16 protein-coding genes, 2 tRNA genes and 3 rRNA genes are annotated in these 25,510 nt (G+C 40.8%); all 21 read right to left on the reverse strand.

Annotated features, from left to right (window positions below):
- Window positions 1–60 precede the first annotated feature (60 nt).
- Complete coding sequence (locus ACHLI0_RS10185; protein ID WP_022471229.1) at window positions 61–483, reverse strand: hypothetical protein; 423 nt, start codon at window positions 481–483, stop codon at window positions 61–63.
- A 15-nt stretch (window positions 484–498) separates the two neighbouring features.
- Complete coding sequence (locus ACHLI0_RS10190) at window positions 499–2,304, reverse strand: DEAD/DEAH box helicase family protein (protein ID WP_490749076.1); 1,806 nt, start codon at window positions 2,302–2,304, stop codon at window positions 499–501.
- Between the two features lie 220 nt (window positions 2,305–2,524).
- Window positions 2,525–4,330 (reverse strand): DEAD/DEAH box helicase family protein, encoded by a 1,806-nt coding sequence (locus tag ACHLI0_RS10195; protein ID WP_490749077.1) that lies wholly within the window; start codon window positions 4,328–4,330, stop codon window positions 2,525–2,527.
- Window positions 4,314–4,490 (reverse strand): calmodulin, encoded by a 177-nt coding sequence (locus tag ACHLI0_RS10200; RefSeq protein ID WP_490749079.1) that lies wholly within the window; start codon window positions 4,488–4,490, stop codon window positions 4,314–4,316. Before ACHLI0_RS10200 ends, ACHLI0_RS10195 begins: the two co-directional genes overlap by 17 nt.
- Before the next feature lie 67 nt (window positions 4,491–4,557).
- Window positions 4,558–5,037 (reverse strand): hypothetical protein, encoded by a 480-nt coding sequence (locus ACHLI0_RS10205; protein ID WP_490749080.1) that lies wholly within the window; start codon window positions 5,035–5,037, stop codon window positions 4,558–4,560.
- Between the two features lie 252 nt (window positions 5,038–5,289).
- A complete protein-coding gene (locus tag ACHLI0_RS10210; RefSeq protein ID WP_490749081.1) occupies window positions 5,290–6,288 on the reverse strand; it encodes a hypothetical protein in 999 nt (332 codons plus the stop codon).
- Window positions 6,289–6,354: 66 nt separating this feature from the next.
- Entirely contained in the window at window positions 6,355–7,584 is a 1,230-nt protein-coding gene (locus tag ACHLI0_RS10215) for a site-specific integrase (protein WP_143869036.1), read from the reverse strand.
- Window positions 7,585–7,968: 384 nt separating this feature from the next.
- Window positions 7,969–9,276: a glutamine-hydrolyzing GMP synthase gene (gene guaA, locus ACHLI0_RS10220; protein ID WP_490749082.1), complete on the reverse strand. Its 1,308-nt coding sequence runs from the start codon at window positions 9,274–9,276 to the stop codon at window positions 7,969–7,971.
- 186 nt (window positions 9,277–9,462) lie between these two features.
- Window positions 9,463–10,902 carry a HAMP domain-containing sensor histidine kinase gene (locus tag ACHLI0_RS10225; RefSeq protein WP_008764093.1) on the reverse strand — a complete coding sequence of 480 codons (1,440 nt, stop codon included), beginning with the start codon at window positions 10,900–10,902 and terminating at the stop codon, window positions 9,463–9,465.
- A gap of 19 nt (window positions 10,903–10,921) precedes the next feature.
- Window positions 10,922–12,049, reverse strand: a complete 1,128-nt coding sequence (locus ACHLI0_RS10230; protein WP_032813994.1) for a sensor protein KdpD — start codon at window positions 12,047–12,049, stop codon at window positions 10,922–10,924.
- A gap of 98 nt (window positions 12,050–12,147) precedes the next feature.
- Complete coding sequence (locus tag ACHLI0_RS10235) at window positions 12,148–12,894, reverse strand: hypothetical protein (protein ID WP_490749083.1); 747 nt, start codon at window positions 12,892–12,894, stop codon at window positions 12,148–12,150.
- Between the two features lie 115 nt (window positions 12,895–13,009).
- Window positions 13,010–13,579 carry a K(+)-transporting ATPase subunit C gene (locus ACHLI0_RS10240; protein ID WP_072066129.1) on the reverse strand — a complete coding sequence of 190 codons (570 nt, stop codon included), beginning with the start codon at window positions 13,577–13,579 and terminating at the stop codon, window positions 13,010–13,012.
- 16 nt (window positions 13,580–13,595) lie between these two features.
- The gene (gene kdpB, locus ACHLI0_RS10245) at window positions 13,596–15,629 is read right to left on the reverse strand and encodes a potassium-transporting ATPase subunit KdpB (protein WP_490749085.1); all 2,034 of its coding nucleotides are present in this window, start codon (window positions 15,627–15,629) and stop codon (window positions 13,596–13,598) included.
- Window positions 15,630–15,647: 18 nt separating this feature from the next.
- The gene (kdpA, locus tag ACHLI0_RS10250; RefSeq protein ID WP_490749086.1) at window positions 15,648–17,354 is read right to left on the reverse strand and encodes a potassium-transporting ATPase subunit KdpA; all 1,707 of its coding nucleotides are present in this window, start codon (window positions 17,352–17,354) and stop codon (window positions 15,648–15,650) included.
- A gap of 24 nt (window positions 17,355–17,378) precedes the next feature.
- Window positions 17,379–17,459 (reverse strand): K(+)-transporting ATPase subunit F, encoded by an 81-nt coding sequence (gene kdpF / locus ACHLI0_RS10255; protein ID WP_050581211.1) that lies wholly within the window; start codon window positions 17,457–17,459, stop codon window positions 17,379–17,381.
- 533 nt (window positions 17,460–17,992) lie between these two features.
- Window positions 17,993–18,104 (reverse strand): 5S ribosomal RNA (rrf, locus tag ACHLI0_RS10260).
- 117 nt (window positions 18,105–18,221) lie between these two features.
- Window positions 18,222–21,101: ribosomal RNA gene (locus ACHLI0_RS10265) — 23S ribosomal RNA — on the reverse strand.
- A 166-nt stretch (window positions 21,102–21,267) separates the two neighbouring features.
- Window positions 21,268–21,344, reverse strand: a tRNA-Ala gene (locus tag ACHLI0_RS10270).
- A 54-nt stretch (window positions 21,345–21,398) separates the two neighbouring features.
- Window positions 21,399–21,472 (reverse strand) — tRNA-Ile (locus ACHLI0_RS10275).
- Between the two features lie 231 nt (window positions 21,473–21,703).
- A 16S ribosomal RNA gene (locus ACHLI0_RS10280) occupies window positions 21,704–23,232 on the reverse strand.
- Together the 16S, 23S and 5S rRNA genes with 2 tRNA genes alongside form the textbook arrangement of a ribosomal RNA operon.
- 1,746 nt (window positions 23,233–24,978) lie before the next feature.
- Entirely contained in the window at window positions 24,979–25,503 is a 525-nt protein-coding gene (locus ACHLI0_RS10285) for a hypothetical protein (RefSeq protein ID WP_490749087.1), read from the reverse strand.
- Window positions 25,504–25,510 lie beyond the last annotated feature (7 nt).

Here is a 25,510-nt window from a genome sequence, read left to right on the forward strand (position 1 = left end):
TACATAATCAAATAAATACTTTTCTACTATCTTAGCCATTATGTTTACTTTAATATTTTTTCAGTCTATCATTACCACCTGTTCAAGAAATTCCGGTAATTCAACTTCTAATGTACGTTGCCCATTGTAATAGGCATTAATATCTATAATATATATCTTATTCAGTTTTGTAATATTTTTCACCCATTCAAAATATGGACGTAAATGGGCTGCAATAGATGCTATATCACGAACTTTTTCAGTAAGAGATATAACCAATACAAGAATTCCACTTCTTTCATTTCTAAGAAAATGAGCAGCTTTTATCATATCACCAACAAAAGTTTTTCTAGAACTACCACTCTCGAATTCAAAAATTATGTACTCTTTTTCTTGATAAAGAACATAGTCCGGTCTATAGCCATAAGCAATTTCTTTACCGTCAGAATATTTTCTATAATTTTTGTATTTATGTTCCAAACGTTTAAAATCCTTATCCTTCATAGCTAAAAATATATATTATTTTATTCTATTTACCCAATATCCTTTAGCTGGCTTTCCCTCGATTCGTTTAGTTCCAGATTCTAGTTCAACCCATTTTTTTAAGTCCGTAGGCTTCTTCATTCCAAATTGTTGTGCAATCGCCTTCAGTTCCTTAGAAGGCATAAATGTACCAACCGTTAATAATGTTTTTAAGCGTTGACCAATATCACTATCAGTACAAATATTCTCTTTTTTTAAAGCTTCAAGAGCAACTTTTACAGCCTTCATACTTCTTAATTTTTTCACCTGTTCTACTCCCAATTTACACAAAGCGTCTCTTATGAAAGGATATTCTTTTTCAATGCCCTGTTTTACTTCAATATCCAAACAATATTTCATATCAGCATACAAGATAAATGTTTCCAAGAATGTAGGCTTCTTACAAACAGGCTTTATAAAGTTATCATCTAGTTGCACCCATTCCACTTTAGAATGTAATATACCTGCCCTCTCATATTCAGCAACTAAATCTTTCTGTGAACAATATATGCTATTCATTAACCTATAATTATAGAACACAACTTTAGCTGCCATATCATTAACAATAAACTCATCATTTTTTTTATCATATTTGAGAAATGAGGATTTACCTAAATCTGACTTTTGTTGCTTCTTTGCTCCTATCGAAAGTCGGTTATATACAGTAGCTCTTTCTTTAGCATATTCCAACTCTTTTTCTATCTCCTTTTTTGCCTTCTCATAATTTTCATAGTAGTCTTTTGGTCTTGTATTAAAAATATGAACAACCAAATTTCTAAACGGATTATTGGTATTTCTTATTCTCCCTGCAATTTGTGGAATATCCATATCAACGCTTAATAGAGTATGTTTATTATAAATATTACTTACCACGTAACATATACCTGTTTCAGAATAAAAATCCACTCCTTCAAACGACTTGGAAGTTATGAAATTAAATTTCTTTGGTGCATCCGTAGAACTAGATATCTGATATTCCCCTAATGTTCTACGGTTCTTGTCTTCATCAGCACAAATAATCCTGCAATCATCATTCGTAAGATGAGTATATTCTAATATTTTCTTTATTTCTGTGACACTGTTTATAAAGAAGTAAGCTTCGTATGATTTCAATTCATCTTTTTTTATATATCCCTCTCTCTGATACGCTTTAATAAGATTTGCAGTAAGCATATAAGCTCTATTGGTTTTATAAGGTAGAATCGTTAAAGGCTCTATATGTTTCCAATCTGCAATATATTCTTCCACGTTTTTTAAAGCATCCGGTTTAAAATCCATAGCAATAGGAGTGGCAGACATAAAACAATATGATTTAAACTCGTTAAAATGTTCCAATACTCCTTCTACGGCTTCTTTTCTATAAGAATATATTTTCAAGAGATTATGATATTCGTCAACTAATAACCTATATTCTTTGGGAGTAAGAAGAGAAACTAGAGAAGGCATCTTATCATAAGTACACATTATCTTTTTCGCTCCTTCTTTAGAAAGATATACTTTCAACTCTTTCTTCAACGTAGGAGTGAATGTACCATACAATCCGAAAAGATTTCTAACCGGACTCAATCCTGCCTTTCTATTTTCAGCCTTCCACACAATACTATTTCCGTTCTCATCTTTAGGTGGATAACACTTATTTTCTATTAATTCAGTGGTAGGAACTGCAATCACATAATTCTCACCATTTTTAAGAGCAATTGTTGTTCCGCCACAACCTGTGACTACCTTATTAAAGATACAATTATGAGGAAGGTCTTCTAAATCAAGAAAGCCGTCATGTTCTTGGATTTCTAGTTTTTTCATGTCTATTATTCAGAAAAAATTGTAACGCTATCATCAACTACAAAATTAATACTTTATAAATACCTGTACTACTATTTTCCTGACTTTCCATATTTTTTATATAGCCATAATCTGCAAAAAAATGTAACGAGAAAAATCGACAAAAAAATAGTATCCTCAAATAGGACATTTTTCAAACAGGGTCTATAAAAGTATTTTCCCGGTAAAAATGTCCTTCACATTATAGGATTTCCTCAATCAACATATAACATCTTTCACCTTTAACCTTACATTCGGACACCATAAAGAAATCGCTTATAGTCTTACTTGTTATAGCTTTAGGGGGATGTATATTCAATAGAGCATAAATTCTCTTTATTTCTTCTTTGGTATATTTACGAGTGTATTTTTGACCAACAGTAAATGAGTTCTTTATTAAGCGGATTACCTCTGTTCCGGTTGCCTTCTCACTGTATTCCTTCTGTATCATGGCTTCCGTGATTTTCTTCTTGGAATATTTGAGTTTTTCAATCACTTCCTTACCTACCGTATCATAAGCTTCAACAATAAATGAATCAGCCGCAATCAAATCCCGCTTGTATTCCAGTTCCATTTCAGTAACACAATCTCCCAACATCTCCAACTGGCGGACTATCTCTTTACGCTTGTCTTTAATGGATTGAGATTTATTTTCCCTCTTTAGCCGTTCAAAGTCACCTATCGAATAGTAAAATCCATGTTGATAAGAAATAAATGAATCACAATTATCGTATGCCTCGTTTAGAGAGCCTTTATCGTAATAATAATTTTTCATCAATTCCTCATCTATGTAGTTGTCTATTGCAAACCAATTCTCTCTCCCGTTCCTATCAAGCATCTTATTAAAAGGAAGACTTTCCAGTGCAGCACGGTAAGCATCACGGGAAGCCCTGTCTGTTGCACAATCATAAAAGTTCTTCATTGTTCGATATATCTCTTTGCTACAAACAATATATCCTTTTATTTCTTCTTTCGTTCTTTGTGATATACCTTCTTTAACGTTACTAATGTGTGTAATTGATGATACACCATTTCTGAATCGTCCAACCATCTGGATAGCATCAGTATAAGGGTCTATCATTGTATGTTCTGCAAAGTAAACATCGGTTAACATTATTACATGAGGTTTCTGTTCTAACTCAATATCCACAGCATTGAAAAAACGGCTAGTGAAAAAATTGTACCGTTTCATCTTATCAATGCTGCACTGTTCATAGACATTGGTAAATTTATTCCTTCTCAACTTATCAACACTCTTAGGGGCACAAAAGACTGCGGAATCTTCCAATAAATCTAGTTGCTTCATCAATGAATATATAATATCAGTTGAATTGATAAACACACAAATCGGAAGTGGTGCAGCTTCCTCATTGTTTAGCTTGGATAGTGTATCTTTAAATGCTTGCAGCGTATTATTCGTATGATGAAGCCAAATCTCCTTTTTATAATCGAAAGTCGGCTGTATTTCTATCGTCTGAAAGTTCTGCTCCTTAAATCGAGGGTCATTCAATTCTATCGGTGTGGCAGAAACCAATGCTTTTTGGTCAAACTTAAAGAAATCATCTATCGGTAGAATTATATCACTCCGGTAATCCGCATCCTTCACCAGTTTATGACATTCATCGAACAGAAGGAAGCAAGAACAATGCGCACTCATTTCCAGTTCTTCAAATGCGTCCTTTACTTTCTGAAAACTTTCGGGAGTAGTAAGTATCTTATAATACTTATTCTTGCTCTTCTCCAAATATTTTACGATATCGTCAGTATATACACCTTCATATACTCCGAACAGATTATCATCTTTATGCTTAGGGTCATTGCACTTACCGATAATAACAGGAACATTCGATTCAATGATAATCGAGTTACGTTTTGCCGTGATTTCTCCATAGGTAGCACCAAGTCCGGTCAACTTCTTACAAAGAATTGTATTCGTAGGAATTTCGGGAAGAACTTCGGTAAGGTATTGCACCTTACCGAGCTCATTAAGATTAATTTCTATTGTCATCTTCCTCATTAACGTCTATCACATCCATTCCTTCATTTTCGTACTCTTCCTGCTTGATTGCATCAAAATCAGGTGCATCTTGCAACAAATTTCCAGAAGTATTAGCTTCATTAATGAACTGGGACAATTCTTCTACTGGCTTTACATTTAACTTTTTCATAATTTTAAATTTTAATAGATTTATAAATATAGGGAAGGAATTGCGCCTTCCCCCGTTAATAATTCAATTATGCTATCAATTCTTTTTCCAATAAATAATCATATAACTCTTCTGTCCTTTCCAACCGGAAGAAAATCTTTCCTTTTCTGAAAAAAGCACTGGCAGTAATTTTCGCTCCATACTCACGAAACGTAGGAACAAATTGTAATGCTTTTCCCGCTAAAATCAATTGCTTAAAAATTGATAGTTGGAAATCCTTATCTTCTCCTTCACTATAAGCCGTAACACTATTAGGATTAAAACCAAAGTTTTCCGCTTCTCCTGTTTCCAAATAAGTACGTAACCAACTTAATCCCTCTTGATTCAATATCAAACAGAAACCTTGAATCTTTTTGGATTCAATCCAAGCACATGGATAGTTCTCTTTGTTAGTGTAAAACTTAACATTCAATTGCTCACCTCTTTTCATCATTGCCTTTACTGTTTGCATTGCGCCTTCATTGTCATAAGACTTAACTACTTTCTTTTCTACAAATTCTAAATTCATATTCGCTGTTTTTTAATTAAACATTTATGAATCTCAAACGAGGTGCGCACCTTTGTTTTTGATTACGCTGCAAAACTACGGAGAAATAGAAGCGTATGAAATGAAGAAAAAAACATAAAGAAATCCCTTTTTTTATGCTTAATTCTTTATGTAATTACAAATATCATAATTCACAATATATCAACAGATTATATGCAGTCACACAACAATCATCAATTAAATAAAGACTATCATTTTTTATCTTTATATGTTTTACCAATATGATTTTAAATGTTCAACCGGATTATTGGGAGACGTTTTGCACATGGGAATTTTCCACCAATTTGGACAAACTTCATACTTTTGTAAGTTCCTGATTGTAGCCCGTAAATTCAATATGTCATTTTTAGGACTATCCTCATCAATCAGTTTGAGATATTTCAGTAACTCAAGAATGAAATTTCCCTCGTTATCTGTTAATCCTTTACCTTTGACCGCAAATGATGAGTGACGTAGTAGATTATATATGCTAAGAGTTACTGTATCAAGTATCGCATTTTCACGTTTCCTGCCTCTTTTACCTATACTGGGATAATCTTTATCCAATTCCGTTTCTGCTTCTTCCAAAGTTGAAACTCCCAAATATTTATCAAGATATGGAGTTATCATATTGAGAAACCAGCTATCATCATTCGTAAGTTCTATTTTCTGTTTGTTATATTCAATCGTGACAATATTACTCTTGGTCTTTTTCTTCTCATGAAACATCTTGTAAAAACGTAGCATATCCGGTCTAACAGAATAACTATACTTTAGTTGCGTTGGGTCAGCAATATAATCCTCAAAATCAAAATAGCCATTGGTCTGTGTGTATTTATAGTAGATACTTACAATAAGAAGAATAGCGTAAAATACATCTTGGTCTTGCTGTTCATAGGCTTCGTCTTCATTTTTATTGTATGTATTCCACAATGTTTCAATATACTCGGCTTTAAAATTACCACTTTCAAGAACTAAATTCTTTCCCACAGTCATGCAAAACTCATATTTGTCCTCATCTGTCCCGCAATTAGGATAGGGAATCTCCTGCTCTTCCTTCTTTATTGACAAGTACAAATCCTGTATTTCCATTGGGAACTTATTACCCAAAAGATATACATCAGATATATAGTCCAGTTCATTATGAAACATTGAACGGCTGAATCCCACTTCACTATTCAACCATGATTCGATTCGTTTTATCGTATTGATTGGTATTATCTGATATTCCATATTTTCAAACTTTGTCACAAAAATAAAAAATGTCGCTTCACCATAAAAGCAAAGCGACATTTTATTTCAAAGAAGATTCTTCATTGCTTCATCTATCTGCTCATTTTCAAAGCTATCAAGATAATACTGTGTCGTTGACAAACTTGTATGTCCCAATGATTCACTTATCAATGCGATATTTACACCAGAACGTTTTAATACCGTTGCAAATGAATGACGTGCAACATAGGTTGTCAACGGAATACTAATATCCAAATGAGCACCTATCTTTTTAAGAGCTTTATTCATGCCTTTTATCACTTTTCTAATCCTGTCATATTGCTGTTGTTCAGTAATATGAAAATTACGGTCTAATATTGGGAAAACATAATCATTCAGTTGTGAGTGCGGTTTCCTATATTTATCTACAATTTGTACGGCTTGAGGTAAAAGTTGAAATGTAATAGGCTGCTTTGTCTTATGTCGTACAAAGCATATTCGATTATTCACAATATCTGAATACTTCAAATATGCTATATCAATCATATTCATACCACAACCAAGATAACTAAAAGAAAATAAGTCTTTAGTCAAATAAAGTAATGGACTATAATAAGTTGTTATCTCCATTAAATCAACATTCATTATTTTATGTATTTCAGCCTTAGTAATTGCCCTCTTACATTTACCCTTGCGATAATGAGATATTTTGAATTTTACAAAAGGATAATACTTCTCGTTCACCACATTATCTTCTATTGCTTTATTATAAACAGCACGTAATTCTCTCATTCGTATTCCAATCGTATTATCAGAATTACCACGTTTACGAAGATAAAGTTCATAACGCTTTAACCAATTTACATCAATATCCGTGAAAGGTATATCCAAGTTACCTGCGAATCTCAATACAGAATTATAACAACTAATGTAAGCTTTGGCATTACCTAACCGTTTCTCGGCAGTCATATACTGTATGATGTATTGAATATAATCTCCCACATTCTGTTTATTACAACTTCGTTCCACGTATTCAGCCAAAGATTGTGGAGTAAAGTCTTTACCAAGTGTTTTCAGTTCAAACATCATATTGACATATTCTTGTCTCGTTTGATTCATGATATTCAATAACTGTTCACGATTGGGATAGTTTCTTTTAGGTTCTTCCTTATCAAAATTCCAACAAGAAGCTTTGATTGAAATTCCCAAAGATTTAAAGTAACGTAACTTACCTTGGCTAATTCTCAACATTAACGGATGTTCTCCATTAGCTAAAACTTTTGATTTAAAACAAATAATGCCTATATTAGCATCCATAACGTAACATATTATTGTCACATTTTGGTTTGCGCTACGGTTTACACCGATAAGCAAATAGGAGATATTTTAGAAGTCAGATATAAGATTTAGCAAAAGCCAAAATCTTCATAAATGACTTATATTCAGTAGCTCTGCTGGTAGCTTTCAAAGGCTTAGCCTTTGGAAGACGCAGGTTCATAATCATGAGGTCCCCGGTTCAATCCCGGGTCCCGCTACTTGATAAGAATAAGGCATTTGAGAGGCTTCCACTCTTGGGTGCCTTTTTCTTTTATACATCAATTGGTGGCAGGTGACGCCATAGGTGACGCTAAATGCAAAAAGATAGCCCCCGAAAGTTTATATTCAGCTTCCGGGGGCTATTCTATTTAATGCTCTATACGCTTATTCCCATTCAATAGTCGCATTAGGCTTCGGCGACATATCATAGCAAACACGATTCACATTCTTCACTTCTTTCAGAATACGGTCTGTGATTTTCATCAGGATAGGCCAGTCTACCGGTTCAATAGTAGCTGTCATGGCATCTACCGTATTGACAGCGCGGATAATCACCGGCCAGTCGAAAGAACGGGCATTATCGCGTACACCAACAGATTTAAAGTCAGGCACTACGGTAAAGTATTGCCATACCTTTTTATCCAGGCCGGCAATCTGGAATTCTTCACGCAGAATAGCGTCAGATTCACGTACTGCTTCCAGACGATCGCGTGTGATAGCACCCAGACAACGTACACCTAAACCGGGACCGGGGAACGGCTGACGGTAAACCATCTCATAAGGCAAACCCAACTCCAGACCACAAGCACGAACTTCATCCTTGAACAACTGGCGCAAGGGCTCTACAAGCTGGAACTTAAGATCTTCAGGCAGACCGCCTACATTATGATGAGATTTCACCATCTTGGCAGTCTTCGTTCCGCTCTCTACAATATCCGGATAAATAGTACCCTGACCTAAGAAATCGATACCATCCAGTTTACGTGCTTCTTCTTCGAACACACGGATAAACTCACCACCGATAATCTTACGTTTCTGTTCGGGATCTTCCACACCTGCCAATTTATCCAGGAAGCGGTCTGTTACATCTACATAAACCAGATTTGCTTTCAATTGGTTACTGAATACTTCGACAACATCTTCAGACTCACCTTTACGCATCAAGCCGTGATTTACGTGCACGCATACCAAATTTTCACCGATTGCCTTCAGAAGTAAAGCAGCTACTACTGAGCTGTCAACACCACCCGACAATGCCAGCAATACTTTCTTATCACCCACCTGACGTCTGATCAGCTCGATCTGGTCATTGACAAAGTTGGCCATATTCCAGTTGGTTTCAGCCTGACAAGTATCAAATACGAAAGACTTTACAGCAGCCTTAATAGCCTCGATATCATCTGTAAATGCCGGAAGCTTCACTGCGCAAGTCGCTTTATCGTGACCGGCAGCCATAACAGGAATCCCCATCGTATAGATAGACGGATTCACGTCAATAGCAACGCCGTCGATCACGTTGTTCAGTCCACCATTGATAATAATACCCTTTACGTTGGGCAATGCTTTCAGTTCTTCTACTGTGATGTCGTGAGGATAAATCTCACTATAAACTCCTAATGCACGGATGGCACGCGCCAATACCGTATTCTCGTGACTACCCAAGTCAAGGATAACAATCATGTCCTGTTTCATCTGATTCTGGTTCTTTTAAGTTATTATATTGTATAAATTTGACTTTTACTTCAATTAGTCTGCAAATATAAAGATTTTAAAAGACGCTGCAATGTCTTGATTCCCAAAGTTTCATTTCAAATTAAATCAGCTACCACATTTATTTATCACAGCAACCGCCTCCGGACACTTTCCGAACATTCTCTTTTATGCTTTCAGTCGCATCACAAACCGGCTTCCTTTTCCCAGTTCACTTTCTACTGTCAGCGTACCGCCATGCGCTTCCACAAAGTCTCTCGAAATAGACAAACCGAGTCCGCTGCCCTGAACTTTTGTTCCGGGAACACGGAAGTAACGGTCGAAAATACTCTTGTGGTAACGGGGATCGATGCCTTTACCGAAATCCTGAACGTACAGGTCGATCATATCTCCTTCCTGCCTGGCGCCAATCACGACACGGCCGTTTTCTTTAGAATAACGGATCGCATTGCTGAGCAAATTAGTCAATACCCAAGCTATCTTTTCACTATCGACAAAGAGCTTGCCGATTTTCTCTTCCGGATACTCTACTTCTATCTGGATATTGAACTTATCCGCTTGTACCTGATTAGCTTTAATCGCATATTCTATCAGTTCAATAGGCTTCGTTATCTTCGGCATTAATTGCAGCTTGCCTGCCTCTACCTGAGTCATATTCAGCAATTCGCCCGTAATGCTCAACAGGCGTTCGCTATTTTCCTTGATGCTTTTGGACAACTGTTCCTGTTCATCATTCAGCTCACCGACACGTTTATCTTCCAATAGCTGCAGACTCATCATGATAGCCGCAATCGGAGTTTTCAATTCGTGTGAAATGGTAGAGATAAATGTAGTCTTGGCAGAATCCAGTTCCTTGAATTCCGTTATATTCTTCAGCAGAATGACATCCCCTAATTTGCTGGGTTCATCCTTCCCCGCATCCGTATTTATGATAGGAATATAGGAAGCCTTGAAATAACTCTCTTTATCATCAGCATATATCTTTAACGGCTCTTTCTGATCTCCCGGCGTCACCAGTTCACGAATCAGCCGGCGAAGCAGATCATTCTTCAAAGACAATTCTTCCGCAGATTTACGTATGACATTACCTCTTTTCAGATTCAACACGTTCAATGCTTCCTCATTAATAAACAAAATCTCACGATCCATATTCAGACCGATTATCGGATCGTCGATACTGTTCACGATGGCCTCAATAAATTTCTTGGCAGAAAGAATATCCGCTAACGTACTTGCCCGATACTCGGCCAGACGCTCCGCCATACGGTTGAAACTCTCGGCAACTTCCCGAAACTCCTGATTATTTCTCATATCCAGCCGTTCTTCATAATTATGATTGGCTATTTCAAGAATCCCTTGTTTCAGTTCCTTGATGGGTTTACTGATTGTTCGGGGCAACCAATACAGCAATGTCAATCCGGTCAATATACAAATACCGCCGGTAACGGAAATCCACAACAGAGCGCGTTCCAATGCCGGCATAGCGGCAGGGCTGTCAGGTTCTGTGGCAGTCAGCAACTGAAGGTTCACAACAGAAAGTGTTACCAGCAAAATAATCATTCCCGCCAGCATCCCGATGCCGAGAATCAGTTTTGTTTTAATATTCATATCGTTCATACGGTTAATATTATGCAAGTATAATCAAATCTACATTAGCTTGTGACAAATTATTCAAAAACTTTCGATATCCGAGTATGGAGCAAATGGCATGAGGAAATCTCAGATTAGGAGTTCCCATGCAGACAGAAGATATTTGCTTGTCCCGACAAACCTTGACAATACTCCCCAGAATGTCCTTCGACTGCACCTGGATGACCTCTCCGCCCAGTTCCGCCACCAGTTTAAAATGATTCAGCAAATAACGCTGACTGGCCAGATCAATCCGGTCCATACTCTCCCTCGGAGTCTGCACATAGAGAGCGACAAAAGTCGTATTATATCGTGTTGCCAGACGTGCCGCCTTCCGGATAATCCTCCTGGGTGTTTTCTCATGACTACTGATACAAGCCATGAACTTTTCATGCCTGATTCCGACCGAGACACCCATCACAACCTCATTTTCCACCTTCTTCTCCACCCGGAGCGCCACTTCCTTCAAAGCCAGTTCCCGCAGTTGAAGGATATTCTCGGTCCGGAAGAAATTATCCAGCGCTGTCTGAATCTTTTCCGGACGGTATATCTTTCCTGCTTTCAGACGCGAGATCAGTTCTTCCGCTGTCAAGTCGATATTCACCACTTCATCCGCTTCCTGAAGCACACTGTCCGGCACCCGTTCTTTCACCTCGATCCCTGTAATCTCCTGCACTTCTTCATTCACACTCTCGATATGCTGGATATTGATTGCGGAAATTACATTAATCCCCTCATCCAACAGAGTCATCACATCCTGCCAACGTTTCTCGTTCAAACTGCCTTCCACATTGGTATGTGCCAGTTCGTCCACAATCACAATCTCGGGATGAAGGCGGATAATGGCGTCCACATCCATTTCCTCCAACTCTTTTCCTTTATAGAATATTTTACGTCGGGGAATCACAGGCAGTCCCTGCATCAGAGCCTCCGTTCCGGCACGTCCGTGAGTTTCAATATAGCCGATTTGTACGTCCACCCCATTCTCCAGCAGTTCATGAGCCTCCTGAAGCATACGATAAGACTTCCCTACACCGGCTATCATGCCGATATAGATTTTAAATTTGCCTCGATGAGACTTCTTGATCAGATCCAAAAAATGTTGTACACTCTGTTCTCTATCCATATCCATTTCATTAATTGCTGTTTATAAACTATTTCAACCCGTAGTAATCATCACGATCACCACGGGTTTCTGCATAATAAAAATTCATGAGTTTATATCTATGGTCTTAAAGTTACGCCAAAAACCAAGAAAGCATCTTCAACACATGGATTCCATATAGCCTGTGCAAATATCGGCAATGAAAACTTATCATTAATTTTTATCTCTGTCATTCCTTTTAAAGCTACATTAATCACGGCGAAGCCACTATTCGTGTACATACCCTCCGCCTTATACGGCACTGCGCCGCAAGTTACATTTAAATCGACATTTTTCACGCTGAAAGGATAGTTCAGTTCCAGATAGGAGGAATAATTCTGCTTCAGTTCTCCGCTATCATTCAGCTTCTTGTCTTTTCCGGCAAACATCGTATACCACGCTACGGACAGGGGAAACTTCTCTACGGGCAACGTATAAGCCAATCCCGCCTCAAAATGATGTCCCGTCTCATGGCTCTTAAAATTAAAATATTTATATGCCCCTTCACCTTCCCACCACAAATCGGCAACCGTCAGCGTAGGTCCTGCCTCACCAAACTTATAGGCAAGAGTCAGATCCAGTTCTTTATTCCCTCCACTGAAATTAGTAGATCCCCATGCGGTAACAGAAAAATTATCGAGCCCAAACCCCAGCGTGGGTTGAAAAGCCGCACCTCCACCCTGATACATTCCCCGCCAGACATAGGAACTGACAATATCTCCCTGCACAGTAAATTCCTGTGCTTTTGCATCCGTTATACCCGATACGCATACAGTTGCCGCAACGCATGCTCCTACAACAATCTTCTTACTAAAAAAATTCTTCATATTTATCTTTTTATTTTATGTTTCTAAAAAAGAGCAGCGCCCTGTCCAGCCCTGTTTATTTGAACCGCAATAAATAACTAAAACGATTCGGACAGGCACGCCGCCCAGTGTTTGGTTATTTATTCTCTTCAAGTGCTATATTCAGCTTCAGCACATTTATTTTCTCCGTTCCGAAAAGTCCGAGTAAAGGCTTCTCCACACTTTGATCAACGATTTCTTTCACTTGATTTTCAGTCAGTCCACGTGCCTGTGCCACTCTCTTTACCTGCACGTATGCACATTGCGGAGTAATATTAGGGTCGAGACCGGAGGCACTCGCCGTTACCATCTCCGCCGGAACATCTTTACGGCTCAGATAAGGATGATGTACAAGGAACGTATCGATACGCGCTTCCACTTCAGCCAGATATTCTGGATTCGTGGGTCCCTTGTTGCTGCCGGACGAACTAGAAGCATCATAACCGTCTCCGGCACACGAAGGACGTCCCCAGAAATAAATATCTTTTGTAAACATCTGACCGACATTGGCCGCACCCACCACTTTTCCATCCAGTGTGGCAACTTCAGCATTTCCCTTATTAGGTCCTGCCACTTGTGCAAACAACCACAAAATAAGAATATAGAATACGGAGAAAAAGACACAGAAAACAAGAGTTATCTTTAGTGATTTAAATAAAGTTTTCATCGCTATTGTTTTTTAATTAAAAGAATAAACCTACTAATAAATCAATCAGTTTAATTCCGATAAACGGAGCAATCACACCACCTACACCGTAAATCAGCAGATTCCGGCGAAGCAAAGCACTTGCACCTATCGGCTTGTACTGAACGCCACGCAAAGCCAACGGAATCAGGATCGGAATAATAATCGCATTGAAGATGACTGCCGAAAGGATCGCACTCTCAGGACTATGCAACTGCATGATATTCAACGCCGCCAGTTCGGGGATAGCCACCATAAACAAGGCGGGGACAATGGCAAAATATTTAGCCACATCATTGGCGATAGAGAAAGTAGTCAGTGTTCCACGGGTCATCAGCAACTGCTTACCGATTTCCACAATCTCGATCAGTTTGGTAGGATCATTATCCAGATCTACCATATTGCCGGCTTCCTTTGCAGCCTGCGTACCACTGTTCATTGCCACTCCGACATTCGCCTGAGCCAAAGCGGGAGCATCATTCGTACCGTCCCCCATCATTGCCACCAGTTTGCCGGACTGTTGTTCCTTCTTGATATATTCCATTTTATCTTCCGGCTTCGCTTCGGCAATAAAATCATCGACACCTGCCTTTTCTGCAATATATTTGGCAGTCAGCGGGTTATCACCGGTCACCATCACTGTCTTCACTCCCATTTTGCGCAAGCGTTCGAAACGTTCCTGAATACCCGGCTTGATGATATCCTGCAATTCGATAACACCCGTCACTTTCCGATTAACACATACCACCAACGGCGTACCACCATTACTTGAAATAGCAGCGATCACCTTTTCCACTTCTTCGGGGAATTTGTTTCCGGCAGTTTCCACAATCTTACGGATAGCATCAAAAGCCCCTTTACGAATCTGAGTTCCGTCCGGCAAATCGACACCCGAGCATTTGGTTTCGGCTGTAAACTTAATCATTCGCGCGCCTGTCGTATTCAGGCTGCGCATACGGATACCGGATTCACGTCCCAGCTCAACGATTGATTTGCCTTCCGGCGTTTCATCGGATAAAGAGGAAAGCAGACAGGTCTCTACAAAATCGTGCAAATCGATGCCCGGGGCCGTGTGAAAGTGAGTCGCTTTACGATTACCGATAGTGATGGTTCCGGTCTTATCCAGCAGCAATGTGTCGATATCACCGGCAGTTTCCACAGCTTTACCCGATTTCGTAATCACATTGGCACGCAGCGCACGGTCCATACCGGCAATACCGATGGCAGAAAGAAGTCCGCCGATAGTTGTCGGAATGAGGCACACGAACAAAGAAATAAGTGAAGCAATGGTGATGACAGTATTGCTGTAATCGGCAAATGGTTTCAACGTAACACACACAATGACAAAGACAAGTGTAAAACCAGCCAGCAGAATAGTCAACGCTATCTCATTCGGAGTTTTCTGACGGGACGCACCTTCTACCAGTGCAATCATTTTATCCAGAAAACTTTCTCCCGGTTGGGTGGTCACCATTACTTTTATATGATCGGACAGCACTTTCGTACCTCCCGTCACTGAGCTTTTATCGCCGCCTGCTTCCCGGATCACCGGAGCGGACTCACCTGTAATCGCACTTTCATCAATAGAGGCCAATCCTTCGATTATTTCCCCATCGGACGGAATCACGTCTCCGGCTTCACAGACAAACACGTCTCCTTTCTTTAGCTGCGAAGAACTTACAATCACTATTTGATTACCTTCCACCTTTTTGGCTGGTGTCTCTTCCCGTGTTTTACGCAGGCTGTCGGCTTGCGCTTTTCCCCGTGCTTCGGCAATCGCTTCGGCAAAATTGGCAAACAGCAGTGTAATAAACAAAATGATAAACACAGCTATGTTGTAGGCAAACGAACCCTGAGAGGGATTGATGATGGAGTAAAGTGTCACAAACAACATGACCACTGTAGCCACCTCTACCGTATACATGATCGGGTTCTTTATCATCAGTCGCGGGTTTAGCTTCACGAATGATTGTTTCAGGCTTTCTATAACTTGCTCCTTTTGAAACAAAGAAGCTGATTTCATATTTTTCATATCTTCTCTAATTCAGAATTACAAACTTAAATGTTCGGCAATTGTACTCAAAGCGTGTACCGGGAAGAAGGACAGAGCAGCCACGATGAAGATAACGACAAACGTCATTATTCCGAAAGTCAGCGTATCAGTCTTCAGTGTTCCGGCACTCTCGGGAATAAACTTCTTCTGAGCCAGCAGACCGGCAATGGCAACTTGTCCGATAATAGGCAGGAATCGGCTAAGGATAAGCACAATACCACAGGTCCAGTTCCAGAAATAAGTATTATCTCCCAGTCCTTCAAAGCCGGACCCATTGTTAGCGGCACAAGATGTATACTCATAAAGCTGCTCACTCAAGCCGTGGAATCCGAGATTGTTCAGCCAACCGCCCTCGCTTTCCACAAAGTCAGGATGATGTACATATATATAACTTGAGATTGCTGTGAATACTAATATGACGAATGGATGAAGCAGTGCTACTATCGTAGCTATTTTCATTTCACGGGCTTCTACTTTCTTTCCGAGAAATTCCGGTGTGCGACCTACCATCAAACCGCTGATAAATACCGCGATAATAATGAATGTATAATAATTCATCCAACCTACGCCTACACCGCCGAACCAGGTATTAATCTGCATATTCAGCATCTCCATCATACCGGACAACGGCATAGTAGAATCATGCATACCATTCACCGAACCATTGGAAGTAACAGTAGTCACAACGCTCCAAAGTGCTGTAGCTCCGGCACCCAGCCGAACTTCCTTACCTTCCATCGCACCGTTATCCTGCGCAATTCCCAGCTCATCGATACGGGGATTTCCACCCATTTCTTGACTGACATTGATACAGACGCCTACCAGGAAAGCAAAGAGCATCACTCCGAAAATACTATAAGCCAGTTTCTTTCTACGAGTATAAAACCCTAATGCCAGTACCATTGCCATCGGAATAATCAAGATAGACCAGCACTCCACCATATTGGTAAGATAAGTCGGATTTTCCAACGGATGAGAAGAGTTCACACCAAAGTAACCACCTCCATTTGTTCCTAATTGTTTAATGGGCACAATGGCAGCCGCAGGTCCTTGCGAAACCATCTGTTCCTGTCCTTCGAGGGTAGTCACCTTCATTTTTCCGTCGAATCCCATCGGAGTTCCCTGAAGAATCAGGATAAAACCTACGACCAAAGAAAGCGGTAACAGGATACGGGTACAGCTCACTACCAAAAAATGCCAGAAGTTACCGATTGTTTTTGCTGTCTTGGCAGCCATACTCTTCATTATACCAGCCATAGCAGCCATACCGGTTGCAGCGGTAATAAACTGGAAGAGCATAATGACAAACAATTGTGTGAAGTAAGTCAATCCGCTTTCGCCACTATAGTGCTGCAAGTTACAGTTGACCATAAAACTGATACAGGTATTAAAAGCCTGATCCGGCGTTTGGGGTCCGTTGCCATCCGGATTTAAAGGTAACCATCCTTGCGAAACCAGCAATACCATTCCCCATACGAACCAAAAAGCATTCAATATCAATAATGCTTTCAGAAACTGTTTCCAGTTCATTTCTTCTTTAGGGTCAATTCCGCATACTTTATAAATGACTCTTTCAATAGGAGCCATGAAATCCGACCAGGTTTTCTCTCCTTTATAAACCTTGGCAATGTATCTTCCTAGTGGATAAGCCAAAATCACCATCAAGGCAACTTGTGCGACCACACCTAAAATTTCTGTATTCATACTTTTACCTTAAACTGTATAACTTTAAAACTTTTCGGGTCTGATGAGTACATACATCAAATAACCGAAGATTGCAATACCTAATACAAATAGTGCTGTGTACATAATTAATTCTCCTTTCCTCTTCTAGATCTTTTCAAACCAATCTACACATTTCCAAAATAGCCAGAAGCAGGCAAAGCCGCTCAAGAGGCAAAAAACAAATGATAGTGTTATCTCCATGTCTTTAATCTTTTAAATATTTGTTATTATAATACTTGCAATGTATTATGCCAAATGCGTGCCAAAACTCTAAAAGGAATGACAATGAATTGATTTTCAAACACATATAAAGAAGAAGGAAATATATAATAACAGAGCCGACCTTTCCATTTTGAAAAAGTAGTTCAATTTTGAAAGGGTATTTAGTCTTGGCAGAATATGGGATTTTAAATAAAACAGAAGGAAAAAGAATGAAATTGCAGGAAAAAGAGGCTGAAAAGGATACTGAAAAGTAGTATTGTTAAAAGATTGTCCAGTCTCGTTTGTTTTTTAGCAGAACAGGAGATTTGAAGTATGTGGATGATGTGTACTTAAATTCCGAAAGTATCCAACACAATAAAGCCCTTCTGGTATTTCTACCTGAAGGGCTTCTCTAAAAATGGCGGCTACCTACTCTCCCACTGTTACGCAGTACCATCGGCGTGACGAGGCTTAACTTCTCTGTTCGGAATGGGGAAGAGGTGGAACCCTCGTGCTATAACCACCTGAATAAATTCAATAAGGTTATGACATGATGAAAAGTAAAACTTAAGTAAGATATCAGAGTCAAATGAATGAACTTACTGATACGCTCGCTAAACGTATATATCGCGATCCGCACCGTCCGAAAGAAAGTGAACGGGCAATTAGTAATGCTCGGCTTTGATGTTACCACCTTTACACCTGCATCCTATCAACGTCATCGTCTTTAACGACCCTAAGAAATCTAATCTTGTGGCTGGCTTCGTACTTAGATGCTTTCAGCACTTATCCAATCCCGACTTAGATACCCAGCAATGCACCTGGCGGCACAACTGGTAAACCAGCGGTCAGTCCAACACGGTCCTCTCGTACTAGTGTCAGAGCCACGCAAATTTCATACGCCCACGATAGATAGAGACCGAACTGTCTCACGACGTTCTGAACCCAGCTCGCGTGCCACTTTAATGGGCGAACAGCCCAACCCTTGGGACCTTCTCCAGCCCCAGGATGTGACGAGCCGACATCGAGGTGCCAAACCCCTCCGTCGATATGAGCTCTTGGGAGGGATCAGCCTGTTATCCCCGGAGTACCTTTTATCCTTTGAGCGATGTCCCTTCCATACGGAAACACCGGATCACTATGCTCTAGTTTCCTACCTGATCGACTTGTTAGTCTCCCAGTCAAGCGCCCTTATGCCATTACACTCTGCCGACGGTTACCAATCGTCGTGAGGGCACCTTTAGAAGCCTCCGTTACTATTTTGGAGGCGACCACCCCAGTCAAACTACCCACCAAACAGTGTCCTCGTAACAACGAGTTAGAACTCAAATAATCAAAGGGCCGTATTTCAACAGCGACTCCACAAATACTGGCGTACCTGCTTCAAAGTCTCCGGCCTATCCTACACATCAATTACCCAAATTCAATGTTAAGCTATAGTAAAGGTTCACGGGGTCTTTTCGTCCCATCGCGGGTAATCGGCATCTTCACCGATACTACAATTTCACTGAGCTCACGGTTGAGACAGTGTCCAGATCATTACACCATTCGTGCAGGTCGGAACTTACCCGACAAGGAATTTCGCTACCTTAGGACCGTTATAGTTACGGCCGCCGTTTACTGGGGCTTCAATTCAATGCTTCTCTTGCGATGACATCTCCTCTTAACCTTCCAGCACCGGGCAGGTGTCAGGCTGTATACGTAATCTTTCAATTTGGCACAGCCCTGTGTTTTTGTTAAACAGTTGCCTGGACCTATTCTCTGCGCCCAACTCTCGTTGGGACCCTTTATCCCGAAGTTACAGGGTCAATTTGCCTAGTTCCTTAACCGTGAATCACTCAAGCGCCTTAGTATATTCAACCCGACTACGTGTGTCCGTTTGCGGTACGGGTACCTCAAGGATTAAGTTTAGCGGATTTTCTTGGGAGTATGATTACACGCACTATTGGATTGTTCCGAAGAACGCTCCATACTATCAGGTTCGACTCTTATCCTGGATTTGCCTGGGATAATCAACATCTACACCCTTCAACGGACTATTCCGTCAGTCCGCGGCGCTGTCACTGCTCCGTCTCCACGTCACTCCTTAAGGTAGTACAGGAATATTAACCTGTTCTGCCATCGGCCTCACCGTTCGGCTGAGCCTTAGGACCCGACTAACCCTGATCCGATTAGCGTTGATCAGGAAACCTTAGTCTTTCGGCGAGGGGGTTTCTCACCCCCTTTATCGTTACTTATACCTACATTTGCTTTTCCACACGCTCCAGCAAAGCTCACGCTTCACCTTCGACGCAGAGTGGAATGCTCCCCTACCGATCATTACTGATCCCATAGCTTCGGTAAAACACTTAATGCCCGATTATTATCCACGCCAAACTCCTCGACTAGTGAGCTGTTACGCACTCTTTAAATGAATGGCTGCTTCCAAGCCAACATCCTAGCTGTCTTAGCAATCTGACTTCGTTAGTTCAACTTAGTGTTTATTTGGGGACCTTAGCTGATGGTCTGGATTCTTCTCCTTTAGGACATGGACCTTAGCACCCATGCCCTCACTCCTGTGATAGAACTAATGCGCATTCGGAGTTTATCAAGACTTGATAGGCGGTGAAGCCCTCGCATCTTATCAGTCGCTCTACCTCACATTAGTAACTCACAAGGCTGCACCTAAATGCATTTCGGGGAGTACGAGCTATCTCCAAGTTTGATTAGCCTTTCACCCCCACCCTCAGTTCATCCGGAAGCTTTTCAACGCTTATCGGTTCGGTCCTCCAGTTAGTGTTACCTAACCTTCAACCTGACCAAGGGTAGATCACTTGGTTTCGCGTCTACTCCTTCCGACTCGACGCCCTGTTCAGACTCGCTTTCGCTTCGGCTGCGCATCTCAAGATGCTTAACCTTGCCGGAAAAAGTAACTCGTAGGTTCATTATGCAAAAGGCACGCCGTCACAGCTTACGCTGCTCCGACCGCTTGTAGGCGCACGGTTTCAGGGACTATTTCACTCTTCTATTCGAAGTGCTTTTCACCTTTCCTTCACAGTACTGGTTCGCTATCGGTCTCTCGGGAGTATTTAGCCTTACCGGATGGTCCCGGCAGATTCACGCAAGATTTCTCGTGTCCCGCGCTACTCAGGATACCACTACGCTTAATTTGACTTCATGTACCGGACTATCACCGTCTATGGTCCCACTTTCCAGAGGATTCTATTCATCAAATGTCTTGCGATATCGTGGTCCTACAACCCCACACATGCCGTAACATGGGTGGTTTGGGCTATTCCCCGTTCGCTCGCCACTACTAGGGGAATCATTATTATTTTCTTTTCCTACAGGTACTAAGATGTTTCAGTTCCCTGCGTTAGCTTCCATCAAAGATGGATGACATTCCTTCAGAATGCCGGGTTGTCCCATTCGGAAATCTCTGGATCAAAGGTTATTTGCACCTACCCAGAGCTTATCGCAGCTTATCACGTCCTTCATCGCCTCCGAGAGCCAAGGCATCCGCCATGCGCCCTTGCTTACTTTCTTTCAAACTTACTTAATGGATAATGGAGAATGGAAAATGGATAATGCAGAAGCTTTATCAATCGCCATGTACCATATCTATTACGTACGGTTCGATATATACTTTTAGCTCTTTACTAAATTTTACTTTTTGTACATCATGTCAAAGATCGTTTCTCTTTTTCAGAGATGGTGGAGAATAACGGATTCGAACCGTTGACCCTCTGCGTGCAAGGCAGATGCTCTAGCCAGCTGAGCTAATCCCCCAAGAGTAATTGAACATTCCAACACTGTATTGGCAACGACAATTTTTGTTCGGAGTAGTCCCAGGCAGAGTTGAACTGCCGACCTCTACATTATCAGTGTAGCGCTCTAACCAACTGAGCTATAGGACTATGTTCTACGCATTATCGGCTGCTTTCGGCATAATCGATGCAAGCATCGCTTCTGCTCTCTCTTGCTCGATAATTCAACCTTGTCTACCTGATGTTAGACTCGGCTTCTTTCTTTCTCTTGTTTATCTCTATCTATACTTCTATAGATGGTTGATCTATATGTTATAAATAAACAAGTACCAGTAGTACAATAATAGAACCAATGAAATCGTTGCAACGACATCGCTCCAGAAAGGAGGTGTTCCAGCCGCACCTTCCGGTACGGCTACCTTGTTACGACTTAGCCCCAATTACCAGTTTTACCCTAGGACGCTCCTTGCGGTTACGTACTTCAGGTACCCCCGGCTTTCATGGCTTGACGGGCGGTGTGTACAAGGCCCGGGAACGTATTCACCGCGCCATGGCTGATGCGCGATTACTAGCGAATCCAGCTTCACGAAGTCGGGTTGCAGACTTCGATCCGAACTGAGAGAGGCTTTTGGGATTAGCATCCTGTCACCAGGTAGCTGCCTTCTGTACCCCCCATTGTAACACGTGTGTAGCCCCGGACGTAAGGGCCGTGCTGATTTGACGTCATCCCCACCTTCCTCACATCTTACGACGGCAGTCTCTCTAGAGTCCTCAGCATAACCTGTTAGTAACTAAAGATAAGGGTTGCGCTCGTTATGGCACTTAAGCCGACACCTCACGGCACGAGCTGACGACAACCATGCAGCACCTTCACAAATGCCTTGCGGCTAACCTGTTTCCAGATTATTCATTTGCAATTTAAGCCCGGGTAAGGTTCCTCGCGTATCATCGAATTAAACCACATGTTCCTCCGCTTGTGCGGGCCCCCGTCAATTCCTTTGAGTTTCACCGTTGCCGGCGTACTCCCCAGGTGGAATACTTAATGCTTTCGCTTGGCCGCTTACTGTATATCGCAAACAGCGAGTATTCATCGTTTACTGTGTGGACTACCAGGGTATCTAATCCTGTTTGATACCCACACTTTCGAGCATCAGTGTCAGTTGCAGTCCAGTGAGCTGCCTTCGCAATCGGAGTTCTTCGTGATATCTAAGCATTTCACCGCTACACCACGAATTCCGCCCACCTCTACTGTACTCAAGACAGCCAGTATCAACTGCAATTTTACGGTTGAGCCGCAAACTTTCACAACTGACTTAACTGTCCACCTACGCTCCCTTTAAACCCAATAAATCCGGATAACGCTCGGATCCTCCGTATTACCGCGGCTGCTGGCACGGAGTTAGCCGATCCTTATTCATATGGTACATACAAAATTCCACACGTGGAAAACTTTATTCCCATATAAAAGAAGTTTACAACCCATAGGGCAGTCATCCTTCACGCTACTTGGCTGGTTCAGGCTCTCGCCCATTGACCAATATTCCTCACTGCTGCCTCCCGTAGGAGTTTGGACCGTGTCTCAGTTCCAATGTGGGGGACCTTCCTCTCAGAACCCCTATCCATCGAAGGTTTGGTGAGCCGTTACCTCACCAACTGCCTAATGGAACGCATCCCCATCGATAACCGAAATTCTTTAATAATCAAACCATGCGGTCTAATTATGCCATCGGGTATTAATCTTTCTTTCGAAAGGCTATCCCCGAGTTATCGGCAGGTTGGATACGTGTTACTCACCCGTGCGCCGGTCGCCATCTCCAGTTTGCAAGCAAACTGAAATGCTGCCCCTCGACTTGCATGTGTTAAGCCTGTAGCTAGCGTTCATCCTGAGCCAGGATCAAACTCTTCATTGTAAAAGTATTGTTAATCAGCATTGCTGCTGCTTTTTGCTCTGTTCAGGATGCCGTACAATTTATTGACTTCATTAATACCTTACGTCTCACACACATTACTATATATAAGACAAGTATTGACGGTTCTATTTTTTTCTTGTACTACTTGTATTGTTTATCAATATTTCAAAGAACATCTTGCTTTCGTTTTAAAAGCGGGTGCAAAGGTAAGAGGTTTTATTTTAACTACCAAATGTTTTCGGAAGTTTTTTTTTCGTTTTTCTTTTTCTATCATTTCTCAGACTCTCTTAGCGAAAGGGAAAGAAGGTAAAGAAGAAAAGCGTAACACCTTTTCTTTGCGAATCGGACTGCAAAGATAAGAACTTTAAGCATTATCCTCCAAACTTTATCGGAAGTTTTTTTGTTCTTATGGTTAAGCAGACCCTTGCTTTTACACTAAGTCAATTTATCAAGGCTTTCTTCTCTTGGAAAGCGGGTGCAAAAGTAGCCCCTTTTCAAATATACTCCAAACTTAAACCACTCTTTTTTTGAATTATTTTTGAAAAGACTCGCTAAAGTGTTGAATCATAAGGATGTTGTAGAACATATTTTTCTCGGATACAGGAGGAACAGAGGAAAGGCATACACATTATTATATTCATACGCGCGTTAGGCAGGCCGCGGGCAGGTGGATACACCAGGGAAATGAAGAGGAAATAGGGGGAAGAACAAAGTTTGAAAAAAAACTCTGCCATCCGCAACAATTGGATTAACATTCTTAGGGGGACTGACTAAAAAGTCGGTTCTACCTCTATTGGCGCTGACTAAAAAGTCAATAGTATCTTAAATCTCCTCCTTCCCGAAGGAGGAGTACCCGTAGGGGGAGGTGGTAGGTGAATACATAATCATTTCATTTACAAAGAAATAGGAACAAACATTATTTATCCTACCACCTCGGTCTGCGACCACTCCTCCTTCCAGAAGGAGGAGAATGGAGATACTACCGACTTTTCAGTCAACCCCTACTTACGTGTCAGCCAGGCTCTCTATGAAAATAAAAAACTATAATTTGCTGTCATCTGTCACGTTGTTGGGGATAATAATTTGAATATGAGTGATTAATGAGGTGACGGCAGTAGGTGATGGCAGTGTGACGGCAAATTTTGCTGTCACACTGCCTTGTTGTCAATGGTTACTTATGGGCTGTTGGTTGGTCTATATAGAGCTTTTTAGTTTCTCCCGTTTGAAACTTTTGTTTCTCCAGCTTGGAACTAAAGTTCCATCGGCTTGAAACTAAAGTTTCAAAGCCGTGAAACCAAGGTTTCGGACGCTTGAAAACAGTGCTTCAAGCGTAGGGAATGAGTGAAACAAGGCAGGAACTGATGCCTTACTTATATGATTCAATTAACTTGACCGCACCAACTGTTCGATTAACCTGCTCTTCCAAGAAACAATAAATCATTTATCACTCAAAAACAGATGAGTTATCAACCATTAAAGACTGATTTCTCAATTATTAATGTCTGAAACATCAATCGTTAATAATTGATACCTCAGATATTAACACACTGTAAATCAAATGACAATATCAAACAAATGACAGATAATGATACATGGAAGAGTGAGAGCAAACACTTGCTCTCACTCTGCTACCATTGGTTCTCTAACTGCTAAAACATCGATGAATAAAGGCATACAGACGAACTGTTAGAGCATGAGAGCAAAACGGCTATCAAATCACTGTGGAAAAATAAATATAGACGGCTATCATATTAAGCAAAAAACGGTCAAAAAGAGCAGGAAATAAATGATAGTACATAAGATACCTATTCCGATCCCCGTGATTTTTGTTTTAACTGTAATATCAACAGAATCTATTTGCTTGATTTTGAACAACTTTCTTTCTAGCACAAAGAATACTGTAGAGTACAAAAGTGGAAGAATATAAAAGACTACTGGATTTAACTCTATAAAAATGGCATAAAACGGAAACATAGCTCTAAAAAAGACCATAAACACCAATACCTGCGTTAAAATCCAATATATCTTTCTATTTTTCCAATAACTGAGTCCTGTCAGTATAACAATTATCCAGAAAAATGCCGGACAAAACACATTCTCTTTATACTTACAAAAATCAGCAAGCCCCCCATACAGTGCATCAGCTTCGGCCATAGAATACAAAGTACGATAGTCATGAATCTCCAAACAGAGAAAAATGATTCCTGCAATAATTTCTATATAAGGAATCAATTTTAGTATATTCTTTTTAACTGGAGACCGCTCTTTCATGTATCAA

This window comes from Bacteroides sp. RCH18, assembly GCF_058231005.1.